Source organism: Tardiphaga alba, assembly GCF_018279705.1.
Classification (GTDB): domain Bacteria; phylum Pseudomonadota; class Alphaproteobacteria; order Rhizobiales; family Xanthobacteraceae; genus Tardiphaga; species Tardiphaga alba.
Genome location: NZ_CP036498.1, coordinates 900,335 through 915,005 on the forward strand (window position 1 = coordinate 900,335; position 14,671 = coordinate 915,005).

At 63.3% G+C, this 14,671-nt stretch carries 17 protein-coding genes; 11 read left to right on the top strand and 6 right to left on the bottom strand.

Annotation, left to right across the window (positions count from 1 at the left end):
- Positions 1-26 precede the first annotated feature (26 nt).
- Together RPMA_RS04265 and RPMA_RS04270 are read right to left on the bottom strand one after the other, a co-directional pair.
- Positions 27-998, bottom strand: coding sequence for a tripartite tricarboxylate transporter substrate-binding protein (locus RPMA_RS04265; RefSeq protein WP_211911681.1), 972 nt, complete (start codon positions 996-998; stop codon positions 27-29).
- 72 nt (positions 999-1,070) lie between these two features.
- On the bottom strand, positions 1,071-2,144 hold the full coding sequence (locus RPMA_RS04270) for a tartrate dehydrogenase (RefSeq protein ID WP_211911682.1): 1,074 nt from the start codon (positions 2,142-2,144) through the stop codon (positions 1,071-1,073).
- 104 nt (positions 2,145-2,248) lie between these two features.
- On the opposite strand from RPMA_RS04270, the gene RPMA_RS04275 reads away from it, so the two are divergent.
- From RPMA_RS04275 to RPMA_RS04300, 6 genes are all read left to right on the top strand, one after another.
- A complete protein-coding gene (locus RPMA_RS04275) occupies positions 2,249-3,154 on the top strand; it encodes a LysR family transcriptional regulator (RefSeq protein ID WP_211911683.1) in 906 nt (301 codons plus the stop codon).
- Positions 3,155-3,201: 47 nt separating this feature from the next.
- Positions 3,202-3,396, top strand: a complete 195-nt coding sequence (locus tag RPMA_RS04280) for a twin transmembrane helix small protein (RefSeq protein WP_211911684.1) — start codon at positions 3,202-3,204, stop codon at positions 3,394-3,396.
- A gap of 55 nt (positions 3,397-3,451) precedes the next feature.
- Positions 3,452-4,024, top strand: coding sequence for a cob(I)yrinic acid a,c-diamide adenosyltransferase (locus tag RPMA_RS04285; RefSeq protein ID WP_211911685.1), 573 nt, complete (start codon positions 3,452-3,454; stop codon positions 4,022-4,024).
- A gap of 129 nt (positions 4,025-4,153) precedes the next feature.
- Positions 4,154-4,903, top strand: coding sequence for an electron transfer flavoprotein subunit beta/FixA family protein (locus RPMA_RS04290; RefSeq protein WP_211911686.1), 750 nt, complete (start codon positions 4,154-4,156; stop codon positions 4,901-4,903).
- The gene (locus RPMA_RS04295; protein WP_211911687.1) at positions 4,903-5,838 is read left to right on the top strand and encodes an electron transfer flavoprotein subunit alpha/FixB family protein; all 936 of its coding nucleotides are present in this window, start codon (positions 4,903-4,905) and stop codon (positions 5,836-5,838) included. The genes RPMA_RS04290 and RPMA_RS04295 overlap by 1 nt, the downstream gene beginning before the upstream one ends.
- Before the next feature lie 121 nt (positions 5,839-5,959).
- Positions 5,960-6,841: a 3-hydroxybutyryl-CoA dehydrogenase gene (locus RPMA_RS04300; protein WP_211911688.1), complete on the top strand. Its 882-nt coding sequence runs from the start codon at positions 5,960-5,962 to the stop codon at positions 6,839-6,841.
- A 207-nt stretch (positions 6,842-7,048) separates the two neighbouring features.
- Here the strand turns inward: RPMA_RS04300 and RPMA_RS04305 are convergent, their stop codons facing one another.
- Entirely contained in the window at positions 7,049-7,432 is a 384-nt protein-coding gene (locus RPMA_RS04305) for a tautomerase family protein (protein ID WP_211911689.1), read from the bottom strand.
- Between the two features lie 108 nt (positions 7,433-7,540).
- Between RPMA_RS04305 and RPMA_RS04310 the strand changes: the two genes are divergently transcribed.
- Together RPMA_RS04310 and RPMA_RS04315 are read left to right on the top strand one after the other, a co-directional pair.
- The gene (locus RPMA_RS04310; protein ID WP_211911690.1) at positions 7,541-8,392 is read left to right on the top strand and encodes a LysR family transcriptional regulator; all 852 of its coding nucleotides are present in this window, start codon (positions 7,541-7,543) and stop codon (positions 8,390-8,392) included.
- A gap of 61 nt (positions 8,393-8,453) precedes the next feature.
- The gene (locus RPMA_RS04315) at positions 8,454-8,642 is read left to right on the top strand and encodes a YjfB family protein (protein ID WP_211911691.1); all 189 of its coding nucleotides are present in this window, start codon (positions 8,454-8,456) and stop codon (positions 8,640-8,642) included.
- A gap of 41 nt (positions 8,643-8,683) precedes the next feature.
- On the opposite strand, the gene RPMA_RS04320 is transcribed toward RPMA_RS04315, so the two are convergent.
- Together RPMA_RS04320 and tlpA are read right to left on the bottom strand one after the other, a co-directional pair.
- Positions 8,684-9,043: a DUF1428 domain-containing protein gene (locus tag RPMA_RS04320; protein ID WP_211911692.1), complete on the bottom strand. Its 360-nt coding sequence runs from the start codon at positions 9,041-9,043 to the stop codon at positions 8,684-8,686.
- A 122-nt stretch (positions 9,044-9,165) separates the two neighbouring features.
- Positions 9,166-9,861: a thiol:disulfide interchange protein TlpA gene (gene tlpA, locus RPMA_RS04325; protein ID WP_211911693.1), complete on the bottom strand. Its 696-nt coding sequence runs from the start codon at positions 9,859-9,861 to the stop codon at positions 9,166-9,168.
- Between the two features lie 104 nt (positions 9,862-9,965).
- Here tlpA and argH point away from each other — a divergent pair, with 104 nt between their 5' ends.
- The 3 genes from argH (at position 9,966) to lysA (ending at position 13,063) form a co-directional block, all read left to right on the top strand.
- Complete coding sequence (gene argH / locus RPMA_RS04330) at positions 9,966-11,405, top strand: argininosuccinate lyase (protein WP_211911694.1); 1,440 nt, start codon at positions 9,966-9,968, stop codon at positions 11,403-11,405.
- A gap of 102 nt (positions 11,406-11,507) precedes the next feature.
- The gene (lptM, locus tag RPMA_RS04335; RefSeq protein ID WP_249225549.1) at positions 11,508-11,792 is read left to right on the top strand and encodes an LPS translocon maturation chaperone LptM; all 285 of its coding nucleotides are present in this window, start codon (positions 11,508-11,510) and stop codon (positions 11,790-11,792) included.
- Positions 11,793-11,797: 5 nt separating this feature from the next.
- Complete coding sequence (lysA, locus tag RPMA_RS04340) at positions 11,798-13,063, top strand: diaminopimelate decarboxylase (protein ID WP_211911695.1); 1,266 nt, start codon at positions 11,798-11,800, stop codon at positions 13,061-13,063.
- Positions 13,064-13,184: 121 nt separating this feature from the next.
- Here the strand turns inward: lysA and RPMA_RS04345 are convergent, their stop codons facing one another.
- The gene (locus tag RPMA_RS04345; RefSeq protein WP_249225537.1) at positions 13,185-14,387 is read right to left on the bottom strand and encodes an integrase core domain-containing protein; all 1,203 of its coding nucleotides are present in this window, start codon (positions 14,385-14,387) and stop codon (positions 13,185-13,187) included.
- Positions 14,388-14,671: the final 284 nt, after the last annotated feature.

Consider the following 14,671-nt stretch of genomic DNA (forward strand, 5'->3'; position numbering starts at 1 on the left):
TCCCGCGATCTCAATGTGTCGCGTCATCAATCCGCGAACTGGCCTGCCGCCTTGATGATCGGCGCCCAGCGATCGATCTCGCTGTCGAGCTTTGCCTTCAACGCCGCCGGCGTCGCCTGATCCTGCGGCACCACGTCGGTGTTGATGTCGGTGAAGCGCTTGACGAGGTCGGGATCGCGCAACGCGTCCTGCAGCGCCTTGGTGAGCTTCTGCACGACGTCGTCCGGCGTGCCCTTCGGGGCATAGATGCCGTGCCACGCACCGACTTCAAAGCCCTTGAGGCCGGCTTCATCGGCGGTGGGCAGGTCAGGCATGGACGACAGCCGCGCCTTGGTAGTGACCGCATAGCCTTTCACCAGCTTGTTGCCGATCGGGCCGGTGGTGTTGGTGGTCTGGTCGCAGGTGAGGTCGATCTGGCCGGACATCAGGTCGTTCATAACCGGGCCGTTGCCCTTATAGGGGATTGTCTGAACCTGCTTGTCCATCGCGGTCATGAACAGCATGCCACAGAGATGCGAGGCGGCGCCGAGGCCGGCATTGCCAAACGTCATCTTGTCACCATTAGCCTTGATATAGGTGACCAGTTCCGCCAGCGTGTTCGGTGGCAGGTCTTTCCGCGAAATGATCGTCATCGGCGCATTGGTGATCAGGCCGATCGGCGCGAAGGCCGTCTTGGTGTCGTAAGGCAGCTTGCGATACAGCGTCGCCGCGGTGGAAATGCCGATGTGATGGATCAGGATCGTGTAGCCGTCCGGCTCGGCGCGGGCCGCGCGGGCGGTGGCGATGGTGCCGCCGGCGCCGGTGGCATTTTCCACAATGATGGTCTGGCCGAGCGCCTTGCCCATGCTCTGCGCGGTGACGCGCGCCACGGTGTCGGTGGGGCCGCCGGCCGCGAACGGAACCAGCAGGGTAATGGGCTTGTTGGGATAACCCTGCGCAAAGGCTGCAGTGCCGGTCAGCGTGAGCGCGAATGCAAGCGTAGCGGTGGTTTTCATCATATCCTCCCGGACTATTGGTTTTGTTTGTTGGCAGACGATCGCCCCGGTGACCGGGGCGATCGGAAAATCGCGTCAGACGTTCGAACTATGGATCGCGTCGATCACGGCGTCTGTCACGTCTTTGGTCGTAGCCTTGCCGCCGACATCCGGCGTGATGATGCCGGCTTCGCACACCTTTTCCACGGCGCGCATGAGGCGTGCAGCCGCATCAGGCTCGCCGAGATGCTCGAGCATCTGCGCCGCCGTCCAGAAGCTGGCGACGGGATTGGCGATGCCCTTGCCGGTGATGTCGAAGGCCGAGCCATGGATCGGCTCGAACATCGAGGGGAAGCGGCGCTCCGGATCGATATTCGCGGTGGGCGCCACACCGAGGCTGCCGGCCAGTGCACCGGCGAGATCCGAGAGAATGTCGGCATGCAGGTTGGTGGCGACGATGGTGTCGAGGCTCTGCGGCTTCAGCGTCATGCGCACGGTCATGGCGTCGACCAGCATCTTGTCCCAGGTGACGTCCGGGAAGTCCTTCGAGACTTCTTCGGCAATCTCGTCCCACATCACCATGCCGTGGCGCTGGGCGTTCGACTTGGTGACGACCGTGAGCAATTTGCGCGGGCGCGACTGCGCCAGCTTGAACGCGTAATGCATGATGCGCTGAACGCCGACGCGGGTGAAGATCGCGACTTCGGTGCCGACTTCCTCGGGCAGTCCACGATGCACGCGGCCGCCGCAGCCGGCATATTCGCCTTCCGAGTTCTCGCGCACGATCACCCAGTCGAGATCGCCGGCCTCGACGCCGCGCAGCGGCGAGGTGATGCCGGGCAGGATCTTGGTCGGCCGGACATTGGCGTATTGGTCAAACCCCTGGCAGATCGGCAGGCGCAGGCCCCACAGTGTGATGTGGTCGGGCACGTCGGGGGCGCCGACGGCACCGAAATAGATGGCGTCGAATTTCTTCAGCTGCGCCGGCCCGTCGACAGGCATCATCACGCCGTGCTTGCGGTAATAGTCCGAGCCCCAGTCGAAGGTGGTGACATTGAAGGCGATGTCGCCGATGCGCTTCTGCAGGGCTTCCAGCACGCGGGTGCCGGAGGCGATGACTTCGGGGCCGATCCCGTCGGCCGGAATGGCCGCGATGGAATATTCACGCATGGTCGGGTCTCTGCTGGTGAAAGAAGGATGCTCCACCCTGCGCCCGGCCGCGAAGGGGCTCAATCACATTTGATTATATAAATAAATGAGATAATTAAGACGCCATGGACCTGCATCAACTCCGCTGCTTCATCACTGCCGCCGACGAGCTGCATTTCGGGCGCGCCGCGCAGCGGCTGGAGATGATGCCGTCGGCGCTCGGCCGCAATATCCGCCTGCTCGAGGACGATCTCGGCACGCGATTGCTGACGCGCACCACGCGCAGCGTTGCGCTCACCGAGGATGGCGGGGCGTTCCTCAAGGAGGCGCGCGATCTGCTCGCCCGCGCGGATCACCTCGCAACCGGATTCCGCGAACGCGTCCGCGCCCGTGCTGCGACCATTCGCGTCGGTGCCATCGATAGCGCGGCTGCTGGCTTGTTGCCGGCGCTGCTGCACGATCTGCGCACGCATCATCCCGAGGTCACGGTGAAACTGGTGGAGGACAAGACCATCCGCCTGCTGCCGCGCTTGCTGTCCGGCAGGCTCGATCTCGCCGTCGTGCGGCCGCCGGTGAGTGCGGACAAGCGCATCGATTTCATGCCGCTGTTTCACGAGACGGCGGTCGTGGCGCTGTCGGAGCGGCATCCGCTCGCGTCACGTAAAAGGCTGACGATTGCCGATATTGCCGAGGAGCCCTTGATCGTGCCGGAGCGGCGATCGCGGCCACACAGTCATGATCTGACGATGAAGCTGTTCGCAGAAGCGGGGCTGGACGCCAATGTGGTGCAGATCGCCGACGAGAAGCAGACCATTGTCAATCTCGTCGCCGCCGAGATCGGCGTCGCCATCGTGCCGCGCTGGACGCAGCGCATGGCGGCGCGCGGCGTATGTTACGTGCCGTTGAAAGTCTCGGGGATGAATCGCCTGCCGCTTGCGGCAGCCTGGATCCGCGGCACCCGCGATCCTATGCGCGACCAGGTGCTGGCGATGCTGCAGGGCAATCTGGAACGCTACAGGAAAGAAGCGTGATGGGGCGCCTATGGCCTCACCCCATCCGCGATGCTATCTAACCCTCCATGGGATCATTTCTCTCCACATTCATTCTTCCGATCGCACTCGGCGCCGTGACGCTGGTCTTGTTGCTCGGCCTGTTCAACATGATGCGTGGTGGTTCGCCGAACCGTTCGCAGCAATTGATGCGCTGGCGCGTGATCCTGCAATTCGTCGCCATCGTGCTGACTATGGCGACGCTGTTTGTGATGGGGCGCTGAATTGTAGAGTGGGCATGCTGCGTTTTGCCCACCCTACAGGTAACTGGATTTCTGCATGGTCGTTCTCAACAAGATCTACACCCGCACCGGCGATGACGGCACCACGGCGCTCGGCACCGGGGAGCGGCGGCCGAAATATGATCTGCGTGTTTCCGCCTATGGCACGGTGGACGAGACCAATGCCGCCATCGGCGTGGTGCGCCTGCATCTCGCCCAGTCGCCGGCGCTCGATCGCATGCTTGGCCTGATCCAGAACGACCTGTTCGATCTTGGCGCCGATCTCGCGGTTCCCCAGCGCGAGGGCAAGGCGGAGCGCCTGCGGATGCTGGCCAGCCAGGTCGAACGGCTGGAGCGCGATATCGACACGCTGAATGCGCCGCTGGCGGAATTGACCTCCTTCATCCTGCCCGGTGGAACCCCGGCCGCGGCCCATCTCCATGTGGCACGCACGATCTGCCGTCGCGCGGAACGCATCATGGTGGAACTCGCTGCAAATCCCGATGAACCCGTCTCCGATGCTGGCATCCAGTATATGAACCGGCTGTCGGATTTCCTGTTCGTGGCAGGGCGTGCAGAGAACGATAACGGCGCCAAGGACGTGCTCTGGGTGCCGGGCGCCAATCGGTAAAAATACCGCGCCTAGAGCCCTTCGATTTTCAGGTCTGGCGCGTTGACCCCGGTTGGCGGGCGCTCTAGGTTCCGCGCCAAGTCAGCTGACAAAGCTGCATAAGATCAAAATTCAACCGAAAGAGGATCGATGAAGGTTCTGGTACCGGTCAAGCGTGTGGTCGATTACAACGTCAAGGTTCGCGTCAAGGGCGACGGATCGGGCGTCGAACTCGCCAACGTGAAGATGTCGATGAATCCGTTCGACGAAATCGCCGTCGAGGAAGCCCTCCGTCTCAAGGAAGCCGGCAAGGCGACGGAAGTCGTTGTCGTCTCCATCGGGCCGCAGCAGGCCACCGAGACGCTGCGCACCGGTCTCGCTATGGGCGCCGATCGCGGCATCCTGGTGAAGGTCGACGGCACCGTCGAACCGCTCGCCGTTGCCAAGATCCTCAAGAAGGTCGCCGACGAAGAGAAGCCGGGCCTCGTCATTCTCGGCAAGCAGGCGATCGACGACGATTCGAACCAGACCGGCCAGATGCTGGCAGCATTGCTCGGCTGGGCCCAGGCGACTTTCGCCAACAAGCTCGTGGTCGAAGGCGACGACATCACCGTGACCCGTGAAGTCGATGGCGGCCTGCAGACCGTGAAGGTCAAGGCACCGGCGATCGTCACCACCGATCTTCGCTTGAACGAGCCGCGTTATGCTTCGCTGCCGAACATCATGAAGGCGAAGAAGAAGCCGATCGACGAAAAGACCGCCGATGCGCTCGGCGTCGATGTTTCGCCGCGTCTCGAAATCGTCAAGACCTCCGAACCGGCAGGCCGCAAGGCTGGCGTCAAAGTCAAGGACGTCGCTGAACTGGTGTCGAAGCTCAAGACCGAAGCCGGGGTGCTCTAATGGCTATTCTTCTTCTCGCTGATCACGACAACGCCTCGCTGAAGGACAGCACCAACAAGGTGCTGACCGCCGCCACCGAAATCGGCGGTGACGTGCATGTCCTCGTTGCCGGCCAGAACGCCAAGGCTGCAGCCGAAGCCGCCGCGAAGCTCAACGGCGTCGCAAAGGTTCTGCTCGCCGACAACGAAGCCTATGCCCACGATCTCGCCGAGCCGCTGGCTGCGCTGATCGTCAAGCTGGCCCCGGCCTATGACGTCATCATCGCTGCCGCCACCACGCGGTCGAAGAACACCATGCCGCGCGTCGCAGCCCTGCTCGACGTGATGCAGGTGTCGGAGATCACCAAGGTCGTTGCGCCCGATACCTATGAGCGTCCGATCTATGCCGGCAACGCGATCCAGACCGTGAAGTCCAAGGACGCCAAGAAGGTCATCACCGTCCGCACCTCCACATTCGCTGCGGCGGGCGAAGGTGGCAGCGCGTCGGTGGAAGACACCGCGGCGGCCGAGAATCCCGGCCTGTCGACCTTTGTCAGCGAGGACATGGCCAAGAGCGATCGTCCGGAACTGACCTCGGCGAAGATCATCGTTTCCGGTGGCCGCGCCATGCAGAGCCGCGAGAACTTCACGAAGTATATCGAACCGCTTGCCGACAAGCTCGGCGCCGGCGTCGGCGCTTCGCGTGCGGCGGTGGATGCCGGCTATGCGCCGAACGACTGGCAGGTCGGCCAGACCGGCAAGGTGGTCGCGCCGGAGCTTTATGTCGCCATCGGCATTTCCGGCGCCATCCAGCATCTCGCCGGCATGAAGGACTCGAAGGTGATCGTCGCGATCAACAAGGACGAGGACGCGCCGATCTTCCAGGTCGCCGATTACGGCCTGGTCGCCGACCTCTACCAGGCGGTGCCGGAACTGACCGACGCCATCGGCAAATAAGCTAAAAGCGAGCAAATCAAGAACATCGGCCGGAGTACTGACTCCGGCCGGTTTTTTATGGCATGATGGTCGCTTCCCGCCGCGATGTGCGTGGCGAGCAGGTTCCTCAGATACGGACAAGATGGCGGTTATGATCAAGAAAGTCGGCGTGATCGGCTCGGGCCAGATGGGCAACGGCATCGCGCATGTGGCGGCATTGGGCGGCTTCGACGTGGTACTGAACGACGTCTCGGCCGATCGCCTGAAGTCCGCGATGGCCACCATCACCGGCAACCTGACCCGTCAGGTCTCCAAGAAGCTGATCACCGAAGACGCCAAGAAGAGTGCGCTGGAGCGCATCTCGCTGGTGGATACGCTGGAAGAACTCGGCAGCTGCGATCTCGTGATCGAGTCCGCGGTCGAGAAGGAAGAGACCAAGCGCAAGATCTTCCAGGATCTCTGCGCGGTGCTGAAGCCGGAGACGATCGTCGCTTCCAACACCTCGTCGATCTCGATCACCCGCCTGGCGGCCTCCACCGATCGTCCGGAAAAATTCATCGGCATTCACTTCATGAATCCGGTGCCGGTGATGGAACTGGTAGAACTGATCCGCGGCATTGCCACCGATGACGCGACTTTCGATTCATCGAAGGAGTTCGTCAGCAAACTCGGCAAGCAGATCGCCGTCTCCGAGGATTTCCCGGCCTTCATCGTCAACCGCATTTTGCTGCCGATGATCAACGAGGCGATCTACACGTTGTATGAAGGCGTCGGCAACGTCGAGGCCATCGACATGGCGATGAAGCTCGGCGCGCATCATCCGATGGGCCCGCTCGAACTCGCCGACTTCATCGGCCTCGATACCTGCCTCTCGATCATGCAGGTGCTGCATGAGGGCCTCGCGGACTCCAAGTATCGTCCGTGCCCGCTGCTGGTGAAATATGTCGAAGCCGGTTGGCTCGGCCGCAAGACCCAGCGCGGTTTCTATGATTATCGCGGCGAAAAGCCGGTCCCGACGCGCTAAGCGCCGAGGCGTAGGGCGGATTGGCGTAGCGTAATCCGCCGGCCGAGCTCGTAGCTGAAACTCCGCGGCGGATTACGGCTTCGCCTAATCCGCCCTACGGCCACAGTGCGCGCATTGCCTGCACGACGCCCGGCACCATCGCCACGATGGTCGCCACGCCCATGCCAATGCCGCAGAGCTGCGCGATGACCATCTCGCGCAGCGTGATCATTTCACATACTGCGCGATGCCGTTTCCGAACGACCAGTTCTCCGGCAGCACCTCGATCAGATTGATGAACACATCCTCCGGCCGTACGCCCGGATCCTTCGCCAGCTTCTCGACAATCCGCTTGTAGAGCGCCTGCTTTTGCGCGCGGTCGCGGGTGTTGCTGACGGTGGCCTGGATGATCACTAGCCCGTCGCTGCGCTGAATGTTCATGTAAGTGGGGTCATAGATGAAGTCGCCGTCGCCATGCTCGTGGATGGTGACGAAGCGATCGTTCTCCGGGACGTTGAAGGTCTCGCGCAGCGCCTCATAGACGCCATCGGCGATGGCGGTGCGGTGGGCGGGCGAAGTGCCCTTTTTCAACGAAATACGGATCAGCGGCATGGTGGTCTCCTGTCGATCAATTCCGACACTGGAGATGTAGCGCTCCATTGATCATTGGAAAACGATATGAAATAATATTTCAATGATGTCGTTTTGAAATGATTGCCGATGAAAGCGCTCGATATCGAGGCCGTCCAGGCCTTCGTCCTGGTGGCCGATCTCACCAGCTTCACCCGCGCCGCCGAGGCCATGGGGAGCACCCAGTCGGCCATCAGCCTCAAGATCAAGCGGCTGGAAAGCGGGCTCGGCAAGCGACTGCTGGAGCGGACACCGCGATTGGTGCGGCTGTCCGCTGAGGGCGCCGCCTTCCTTGGCTCGGCGCGCAATCTCGTCGCCGCCCATCAGTCGGCCATTGGCTCATTCGCGGCCGAGCGCAGGCGGCTGGTGGTGGGCATCAGCCATCATCTGGTCGGCCCCGATCTGGCCGATGTGCTGAAGCGGATGGCGGCCACCGATCCGTCGCTTGTCATCGAGCTGCGGATCGATACATCCCGGGTCATGCTCGCCGGCTACGACGCTGGCGAGCTCGATGCCGCCATCGTGCTGCGGATCGACAAGCGCCGCGGCGATGGCGAGCTCCTGATGGAGGAGCCGTTCGGCTGGATGGGCGCGCCGGATTTCCACCACACGCCCGGCGAGCCACTGCGGCTCGCGGCCCAATCCGCGCCATGTTCGGTACGTGCAGCGGCGATTGCGGCCCTCGATGGTGCGGGCATCCCGTGGACCGAGGCCTTTACCGGTGGTGGCGTCGCCACCATTGGCGCGGCGATCTCCGCCGGTCTCGCGATCGGTGCCTTGATCCGCCGCGTCGCGCCCGCCGGCAGCATCGATCTCGGCCCGCGCCTCGGTTTGCCCAAATTGCAGGATGCCGAGGTCATGCTGCATTCCAGCCTCACCGATGCCCGCGCCCGTAGTGCGCTGCGGATATTGGGGGCGGCATTCCGGGCGGGGGCTGGCTAGACTCAGCTTTCGTTAACCCCGCACCGCTATACCGCCATCAGCACATGTTGGAGTTTTGCAGATGGATATGGCTCTGGTCGCCAGCGTAATGGCCATGAAGCAGGCCTCGACGCAGCAGCAGATCGCAACCTCGGTCATCAAGCAGAACGCCGATATGGAGCGTTCGACCGTGCTGACCCTGCTCGAAGGCGCGCCGTCGCAGGCCAATCTCGGCGCCGGCGTCGGCGGCAAGGTGGACGTGGCGGCGTAAGCGCGCCACTCCTGCTGCTATGGTGAGGCGCAAAGCGCGTCTCACACATCCACGATCGTCTTGAACCCGCCGAAGATCATGCGCTTGCCGTCGAACGGCATCGCATCCGGCGTCATCATCTTGGCCAGCCGCGGATCGGCCATCACCTTCTTGTTGATGCGGTCGCGGTCTTTTCGCGATTTGTAGAGGATGTAGGCGAAGATCACGGTCTCGTCGGGCTTCATCTTCACCGCACGCGGGAATGACGTCACCTTGCCGACCTGCACGTCGTCGGCGACAGCCTCGCGATAATCGAGCGCGCCGAATTCACGCCAGATCTCGCCGGCCTTGCGCGAGATCTTGCGATAGGCGTCCACGTTCTTCTTCGGAACCGCGATCAGAAATCCGTCGATATAGGGCATCGGTCGTCCTCTCCCTGACATGCATGTCGCGTCTTCAAGACGAATGCGCACGCATTGGTCCGACACGATGCAGGGAGATTTCGCGGCCGGGAACGGCGGCGGTGTGTCGCAGGGGCTGCGAACTACAGCCCGGCTGCCTTCGGCGTCACTGTGGCCTTGATCAGCTTGATCGCATCCTCGCTGGCCCATTCGGCGGGGCCGGCGATGGTGGCGATCTCGCAGCCTTTGGCGTCGATCAGCACCGAAGTCGGCATGCCCAGCGCGCGGCCGACACCCTTCAGGTCCTGAAACACCTTGGCCGATGCATCCGTGAAGTAGTCGAGCCGCGTGAGATTGCCGTCCTTCAAAAAGGCCTTCGGCTTCTCGGCGTCACGGGTATCGATATTGATCGCCACCACCTGGAAGTCGGAGCCGCCGAGCTTCTGCTCCAGTTCGTTCAGCGCCGGCATCTCCTTGCGGCAGGGGACGCACCACGTGGCCCACAGATTCAGCAGCACCGTGCGGCCGCGCCAGTCGGAGAGCTTGATTGGCTGGCCCTCGGCATCCTTGAATGCGAGGTCCGGCAGCTTCAGCGGCGTCTTGGCAATGGTCAGCCCGGCCACTTCGCCGCGGATCAGCGGCTCCAGCCGCTTCGCGGTTTCCACCGCAGGCATACAGGTCGGATCGCCCGCCGGGGCGCGCCACAGACCGTCCAGCCGCGCCACGACAGCGTAGCCGATCATGACACCGACCAGCACCGCACCAAGCACGATCACGCGGCGTTTGCTGGGGCGGGGAGCTGAGGAAGCAGGCTTCGGATCGGGTGTGGGGTCTGTCATTCGGTCTCGGTTATGGCTATGCAAGGGCGCAAATGACATGCGGCAGATCGCGCGCGATCATCCGGTCCGACTGGGCCGGCCCGCAACAGGATGAGTGATATTTCATGGCTTCACGCAAGGTCAGCAAGTCCGGCAGCAAAACGTCCAACAGCAACAAGATGTGGGGCGGATTGTTCTCCGACAGCCCCGACGCGATCATGGAGGAAATCAACGTCTCCATCGACGTCGATCGCGCTCTGTATGCCCAGGATATTACCGCTTCCAAGGCCCACGCAGCGATGCTTGCCAAACAGGGCATCATCACCGCGAAAGATGCGAAAGATATCGCCGCCGGTCTAGACACGATCCTGTCAGAGATCGAGGGCGGCAAGTTCACGTTCAAGCGCGCGCTCGAAGACATCCATATGAATGTCGAGAGCCGCCTGGGCGAGCTGATCGGCCCGGCCTCCGGCCGGCTGCACACCGCCCGTTCGCGCAACGACCAGGTGGCGACGGATTTCCGCCTGTTCGTCCGCGACACCATCGATGAGCTGGACACCGCCTTCGCATCGCTGCAGCGGGCGCTGGTGGACCGCGCGCTGGAACATGCAGATACGGTGATGCCCGGCTTCACCCATCTGCAGACCGCGCAGCCGGTGACCTTCGGCCATCATCTGCTGGCTTATGTGGAAATGGTGGCGCGCGACCGCGGCCGTTTTGCCGACGCGCGAAAGCGCCTGAATGAAAGCCCACTCGGTTCGGCCGCGCTGGCCGGCACCTCGTTCCCGATCGACCGCCATGCCACGGCGAAGGCGCTCGGCTTCGACAGCCCGATGAACAATTCGCTCGATGCCGTGTCGGATCGCGATTTCGTGCTGGAGACGCTGTCCGCGGCCTCCATCGCGGCCGTGCATCTGTCGCGTTTTGCCGAGGAAATCGTGATCTGGACCTCGCCGCTGGTCGGCCTCGTCCGTCTCTCGGACAAGTTCACCACCGGCTCCTCGATCATGCCGCAGAAGCGCAATCCGGACGCCGCCGAACTGGTCCGCGCCAAGACCGGCCGCGTCATCGGCTCGCTCAATGGCCTGCTGATCGTCATGAAGGGCCTGCCGCTGGCCTATCAGAAGGACATGCAGGAGGACAAAGCCGGCGCCATGGAGGCCTATACGGCGCTTTCGCTTTCGATCCGTGCCATTGCCGGCATGGTCCGTGACCTCGTGCCGAACGAGGCCGCCATGAAGGCGGCCGCCGGCGAGGGCTATGCCACGGCCACCGATCTGGCCGACTGGCTGGTGCGGACGCTGAAAATGCCGTTCCGTGACGCCCATCACGTCACCGGCCGCATCGTCGGCGTGGCCACCAAGAAGGGCGTTGCCTTGCATGAGCTCGATCTTGCTGAGATGCAGGCGGTGGAACCGAAGATCACCGGTGAGGTGATGAAGGTCCTGTCGGTGGAATCCTCGGTGAAGAGCCGCGTCAGCTATGGCGGCACTGCGCCGAAGAATGTCACGGCACAGGCCAAGGCCTGGCTCAAGCGTCTGGAAAAAGACAAGAAATCGCGCTGAACGTGGCCCAAGGGACACACTAAGGGCCACCTTCGAGGGGCCGTGGGTCTCGCCACGGCCCGGCATACTTTGTATGGTGCGTCAGCATTTGGGGATTCCGCTGTGACACGTTCGACCCGCCCGGTATTCGCGCCTCGCGCACCTTGGGCCCTTATCGTTCTGACCGCGAGCGCGCTGGCGCTCGGCGCCTGTGGCCGTAAAGGTGGTCTCGACCTGCCGCCGCAGGCAGCTAGCGCGCCGATGGGCACCGCGGCGCCCGCGAATGATCCCGATATGAATTCGGCGGCGAACAAAGGCAGCGCGCTGACCTCGTCCAACGAGCCGGACGAAGTGCGAGCCGCGCGCGGTCGCAAGCGGTCATTCGTCCTCGATCCGTTGCTGGACTAAGCGCCATGCGCCATTTTGACTATCGGAACGGCGTGCTGCACGCCGAAGGCGTCGATATTGCCGAAATGGCCGAGGCCGTCGGCACCCCGTTTTATTGCTACTCCACCGCCACGCTGGAGCGGCACTACAAGGTGTTCGCGGAGGCCTTCGCCGATACCAAGGCGCTGGTCTGCTACGCCATGAAGGCGAATTCCAACCAGTCGGTGCTGGCCACGCTGGCGAAGCTTGGCGCGGGCGCCGATGTGGTGTCGGGCGGCGAACTGAAGCGCGCTCGCGCGGCTGGTATTCCCGCCAACAAGATCGTGTTTTCCGGTGTCGGCAAGACCGAAGCCGAGCTGCGTCTTGCCCTGAACGAAGACATTCTCTGCATCAACATCGAATCCGAGCCCGAGCTCGATCTTCTGTCGAAGCTCGCGACCGAGATGGGCCGTACCGCGCGCATCTCGATCCGCGTGAACCCGGACGTCGATTCCGGCACGCATGCAAAAATTTCGACGGGCAAGTCCGAAAACAAGTTCGGCATTCCCATCAGCAAGGCACGCGAAGTCTATGCGCGTGCGGCCAAGCTGCCGGGAATCCAGGTCACCGGCGTCGATATGCATATCGGCAGCCAGATCACCGATCTCGCGCCGATGGAGCAGGCGTTCCGCATTCTCGCCGATTTCGTCACCGTGCTGCGCGGCGACGGCCACAGCATCGATCACGCCGATTTCGGCGGCGGTCTCGGCATTCCCTACTATGAAGACCGCGCCGTGCCGCCGGAGCCGTCGGCCTATGCGGCCATGGTCAAGCGCGTCACCCACAATCTCGGCGCCACGCTGATGTTCGAGCCGGGCCGCATGATCGTCGGCAATGCCGGCATTCTGGTCGCGCGCGTCATCCATGTGAAGCATGGCGACGGCAAGACGTTTGTTATCATCGACGCTGCCATGAACGACTTGATCCGCCCGACTTTGTACGAGGCGTATCACGAGATCCTCCCGGTGGCGGAAACGCCGGCGGGGGCGAAGCTGGCCGCGGTGGATGTGGTCGGCCCGGTCTGTGAGACCGGCGACTATCTCGCTCTGGATCGCAAGCTGCCGGATCTGAAGTCTGGCGACCTCGTCGCCATCATGACCGCCGGCGCCTATGGCGCGGTGCAGGCCTGCACCTACAACACCCGCGCTTTAGTGCCAGAAGTGCTGGTGAAGGACGATCAATATGCGGTGGTACGGCCAAGGATCGAGGTCGAGGACCTGATCGCGATGGATAAAGCCGCGCCCTGGTTGTGAGCGCTTAGCGGAGGCGCTCCACTTTTCCCTCCCCCAGGCGGCGCAGCCGCGCGGTGGGGAGGGTGGCTGGCCGAAGGCCAGACGGGTGGGGTGCTTCCCCAAACTCCGTCCTTCCGTGTGTTCAACCGGGATGATAATCGACACTTTGGACCGGGATGATGGTCGACAGTTTTTGGCTTGGTTCCGGGTCAGGCGGGCGGTACGCATTCTCGCGTGGCGGACCGAATCTACGGAAGACACGCAGCCGGTCGATCAGCCCGATATCGTAGTCGCAGAAGCGCACGATATGGTCGCCGGTTTCGAGCTCGGCGATGCCGACCAGCTCCCCCACCAGCGCCAGGCTGATAAAAACGGGCTGCTTGTGCCAGATGATCTCGCCGCTGCTGCGGATCCGCCGGATCTCGTGATCGGCGTCATACCAGGGATCCTCGAGACGATCCGGCATCCGTCGCGTCGATGCCGTGTAAAGATCGGCCGGAGGGACCTGACCGATCGCCTCGTGCGGTCGCTCGTCATTGTAGTGCGCCCTGAAGGCGTCGAACCGGGCCTGCTGCTCTGCCGCAGTGGCGGCCGGTGGTCGGGACGTCTGCCGCTTCAATGTGCGATGCATGCGTTCGTGGCGACCGTTTTCCTGCGGCGAGGCCGGATGCACGAAGTGCGGCACAATGCCGAGTTTGAGCCACCACGCCGACAGCCGGGTCAGTCCACCCGCGCCGTTGGAGCCGAACGGCGCGCCATTGTCGCTGCGGATCGCCAGGGGCAGACCATGGCGCTGGAACACCGCGGTCAATGCCTGGCGCGTGCCGTCGATCGTCATCGGCACGATCTGCACACCAAGCAGATAGCGGCTCGCGCTGTCGGTCAGCGTGAGTGGATCGACCCGCGTGCCGTCACCGGTGCGGAACCAGCCTTTGAAGTCGATCGCCCATTCGTCGTTGGCCACATGGACGGCAGTGAACGGCCGTTGTTGATCGAGCGGGCGCCGGCGTCGCCTGACCGGTGCGATCAATCCGGCCTGCTTCAGCAGGTCGCCGATCGTCGAGGCTGCCGGCCACGCCTGTTCCGGATGGCGACGCTCCAGTATCGCCAGAAGCTTGCGCGGCCCCAGATGCGGAAATCGCCGGCGCAGGGCCACGATGCTCTCGACCCGTGCCGGATCGGTCCGATGCGGACACTGCAACGGCGCATGTGAGCGATCGACAAACCAGTCGCCCACCCCGCTATCGCGGCGTCTGCGCCATTCGTAAAACGTGTCCCGGCCAATGCCGTAGCGACGGCACAACTCCGTCACGCTCCAGTTCCCGCTGGCGTAATCCGACAGCATCCGAACGCGTTCTTCCATACGACAGGTCTCCACGAAAGGCATCGGCGGTCCTCCCTCCGATGCAATCTGACCTGTCGACCATCATCCCGGTCTAATCTGTCGGGAATCTACCCGGATTGTACCGTGGGGATAGTCCCCACCCCCGCCTGTCGGCGGACCCTCCCCATTCGCTTCGCTCCGGGGAGGGAGGCCACTGCTCCCTCACGCCATCGTGACCTCGCACCGGTTCCCCGCTGCTCCGGCCTTGCCCTTGCATGTGATTTCGCGCCCCGCCGCACATGCCT

What these genes read in the sequence shown, in the direction of transcription:
- RPMA_RS04265 (WP_211911681.1), bottom strand. Translation starts at nt 998, where the DNA reads ATGATGAAAACCACCGCTACGCTTGCATTCGCGCTCACGCTGACCGGC.
- RPMA_RS04270 (WP_211911682.1), bottom strand. Translation starts at nt 2,144, where the DNA reads ATGCGTGAATATTCCATCGCGGCCATTCCGGCCGACGGGATCGGCCCC.
- RPMA_RS04275 (WP_211911683.1), top strand. Translation starts at nt 2,249, where the DNA reads ATGGACCTGCATCAACTCCGCTGCTTCATCACTGCCGCCGACGAGCTG.
- RPMA_RS04280 (WP_211911684.1), top strand. Translation starts at nt 3,202, where the DNA reads ATGGGATCATTTCTCTCCACATTCATTCTTCCGATCGCACTCGGCGCC.
- RPMA_RS04285 (WP_211911685.1), top strand. Translation starts at nt 3,452, where the DNA reads ATGGTCGTTCTCAACAAGATCTACACCCGCACCGGCGATGACGGCACC.
- RPMA_RS04290 (WP_211911686.1), top strand. Translation starts at nt 4,154, where the DNA reads ATGAAGGTTCTGGTACCGGTCAAGCGTGTGGTCGATTACAACGTCAAG.
- RPMA_RS04295 (WP_211911687.1), top strand. Translation starts at nt 4,903, where the DNA reads ATGGCTATTCTTCTTCTCGCTGATCACGACAACGCCTCGCTGAAGGAC.
- RPMA_RS04300 (WP_211911688.1), top strand. Translation starts at nt 5,960, where the DNA reads ATGGCGGTTATGATCAAGAAAGTCGGCGTGATCGGCTCGGGCCAGATG.
- RPMA_RS04305 (WP_211911689.1), bottom strand. Translation starts at nt 7,432, where the DNA reads ATGCCGCTGATCCGTATTTCGTTGAAAAAGGGCACTTCGCCCGCCCAC.
- RPMA_RS04310 (WP_211911690.1), top strand. Translation starts at nt 7,541, where the DNA reads ATGAAAGCGCTCGATATCGAGGCCGTCCAGGCCTTCGTCCTGGTGGCC.
- RPMA_RS04315 (WP_211911691.1), top strand. Translation starts at nt 8,454, where the DNA reads ATGGATATGGCTCTGGTCGCCAGCGTAATGGCCATGAAGCAGGCCTCG.
- RPMA_RS04320 (WP_211911692.1), bottom strand. Translation starts at nt 9,043, where the DNA reads ATGCCCTATATCGACGGATTTCTGATCGCGGTTCCGAAGAAGAACGTG.
- tlpA (WP_211911693.1), bottom strand. Translation starts at nt 9,861, where the DNA reads ATGACAGACCCCACACCCGATCCGAAGCCTGCTTCCTCAGCTCCCCGC.
- argH (WP_211911694.1), top strand. Translation starts at nt 9,966, where the DNA reads ATGGCTTCACGCAAGGTCAGCAAGTCCGGCAGCAAAACGTCCAACAGC.
- lysA (WP_211911695.1), top strand. Translation starts at nt 11,798, where the DNA reads ATGCGCCATTTTGACTATCGGAACGGCGTGCTGCACGCCGAAGGCGTC.
- RPMA_RS04345 (WP_249225537.1), bottom strand. Translation starts at nt 14,387, where the DNA reads ATGCTGTCGGATTACGCCAGCGGGAACTGGAGCGTGACGGAGTTGTGC.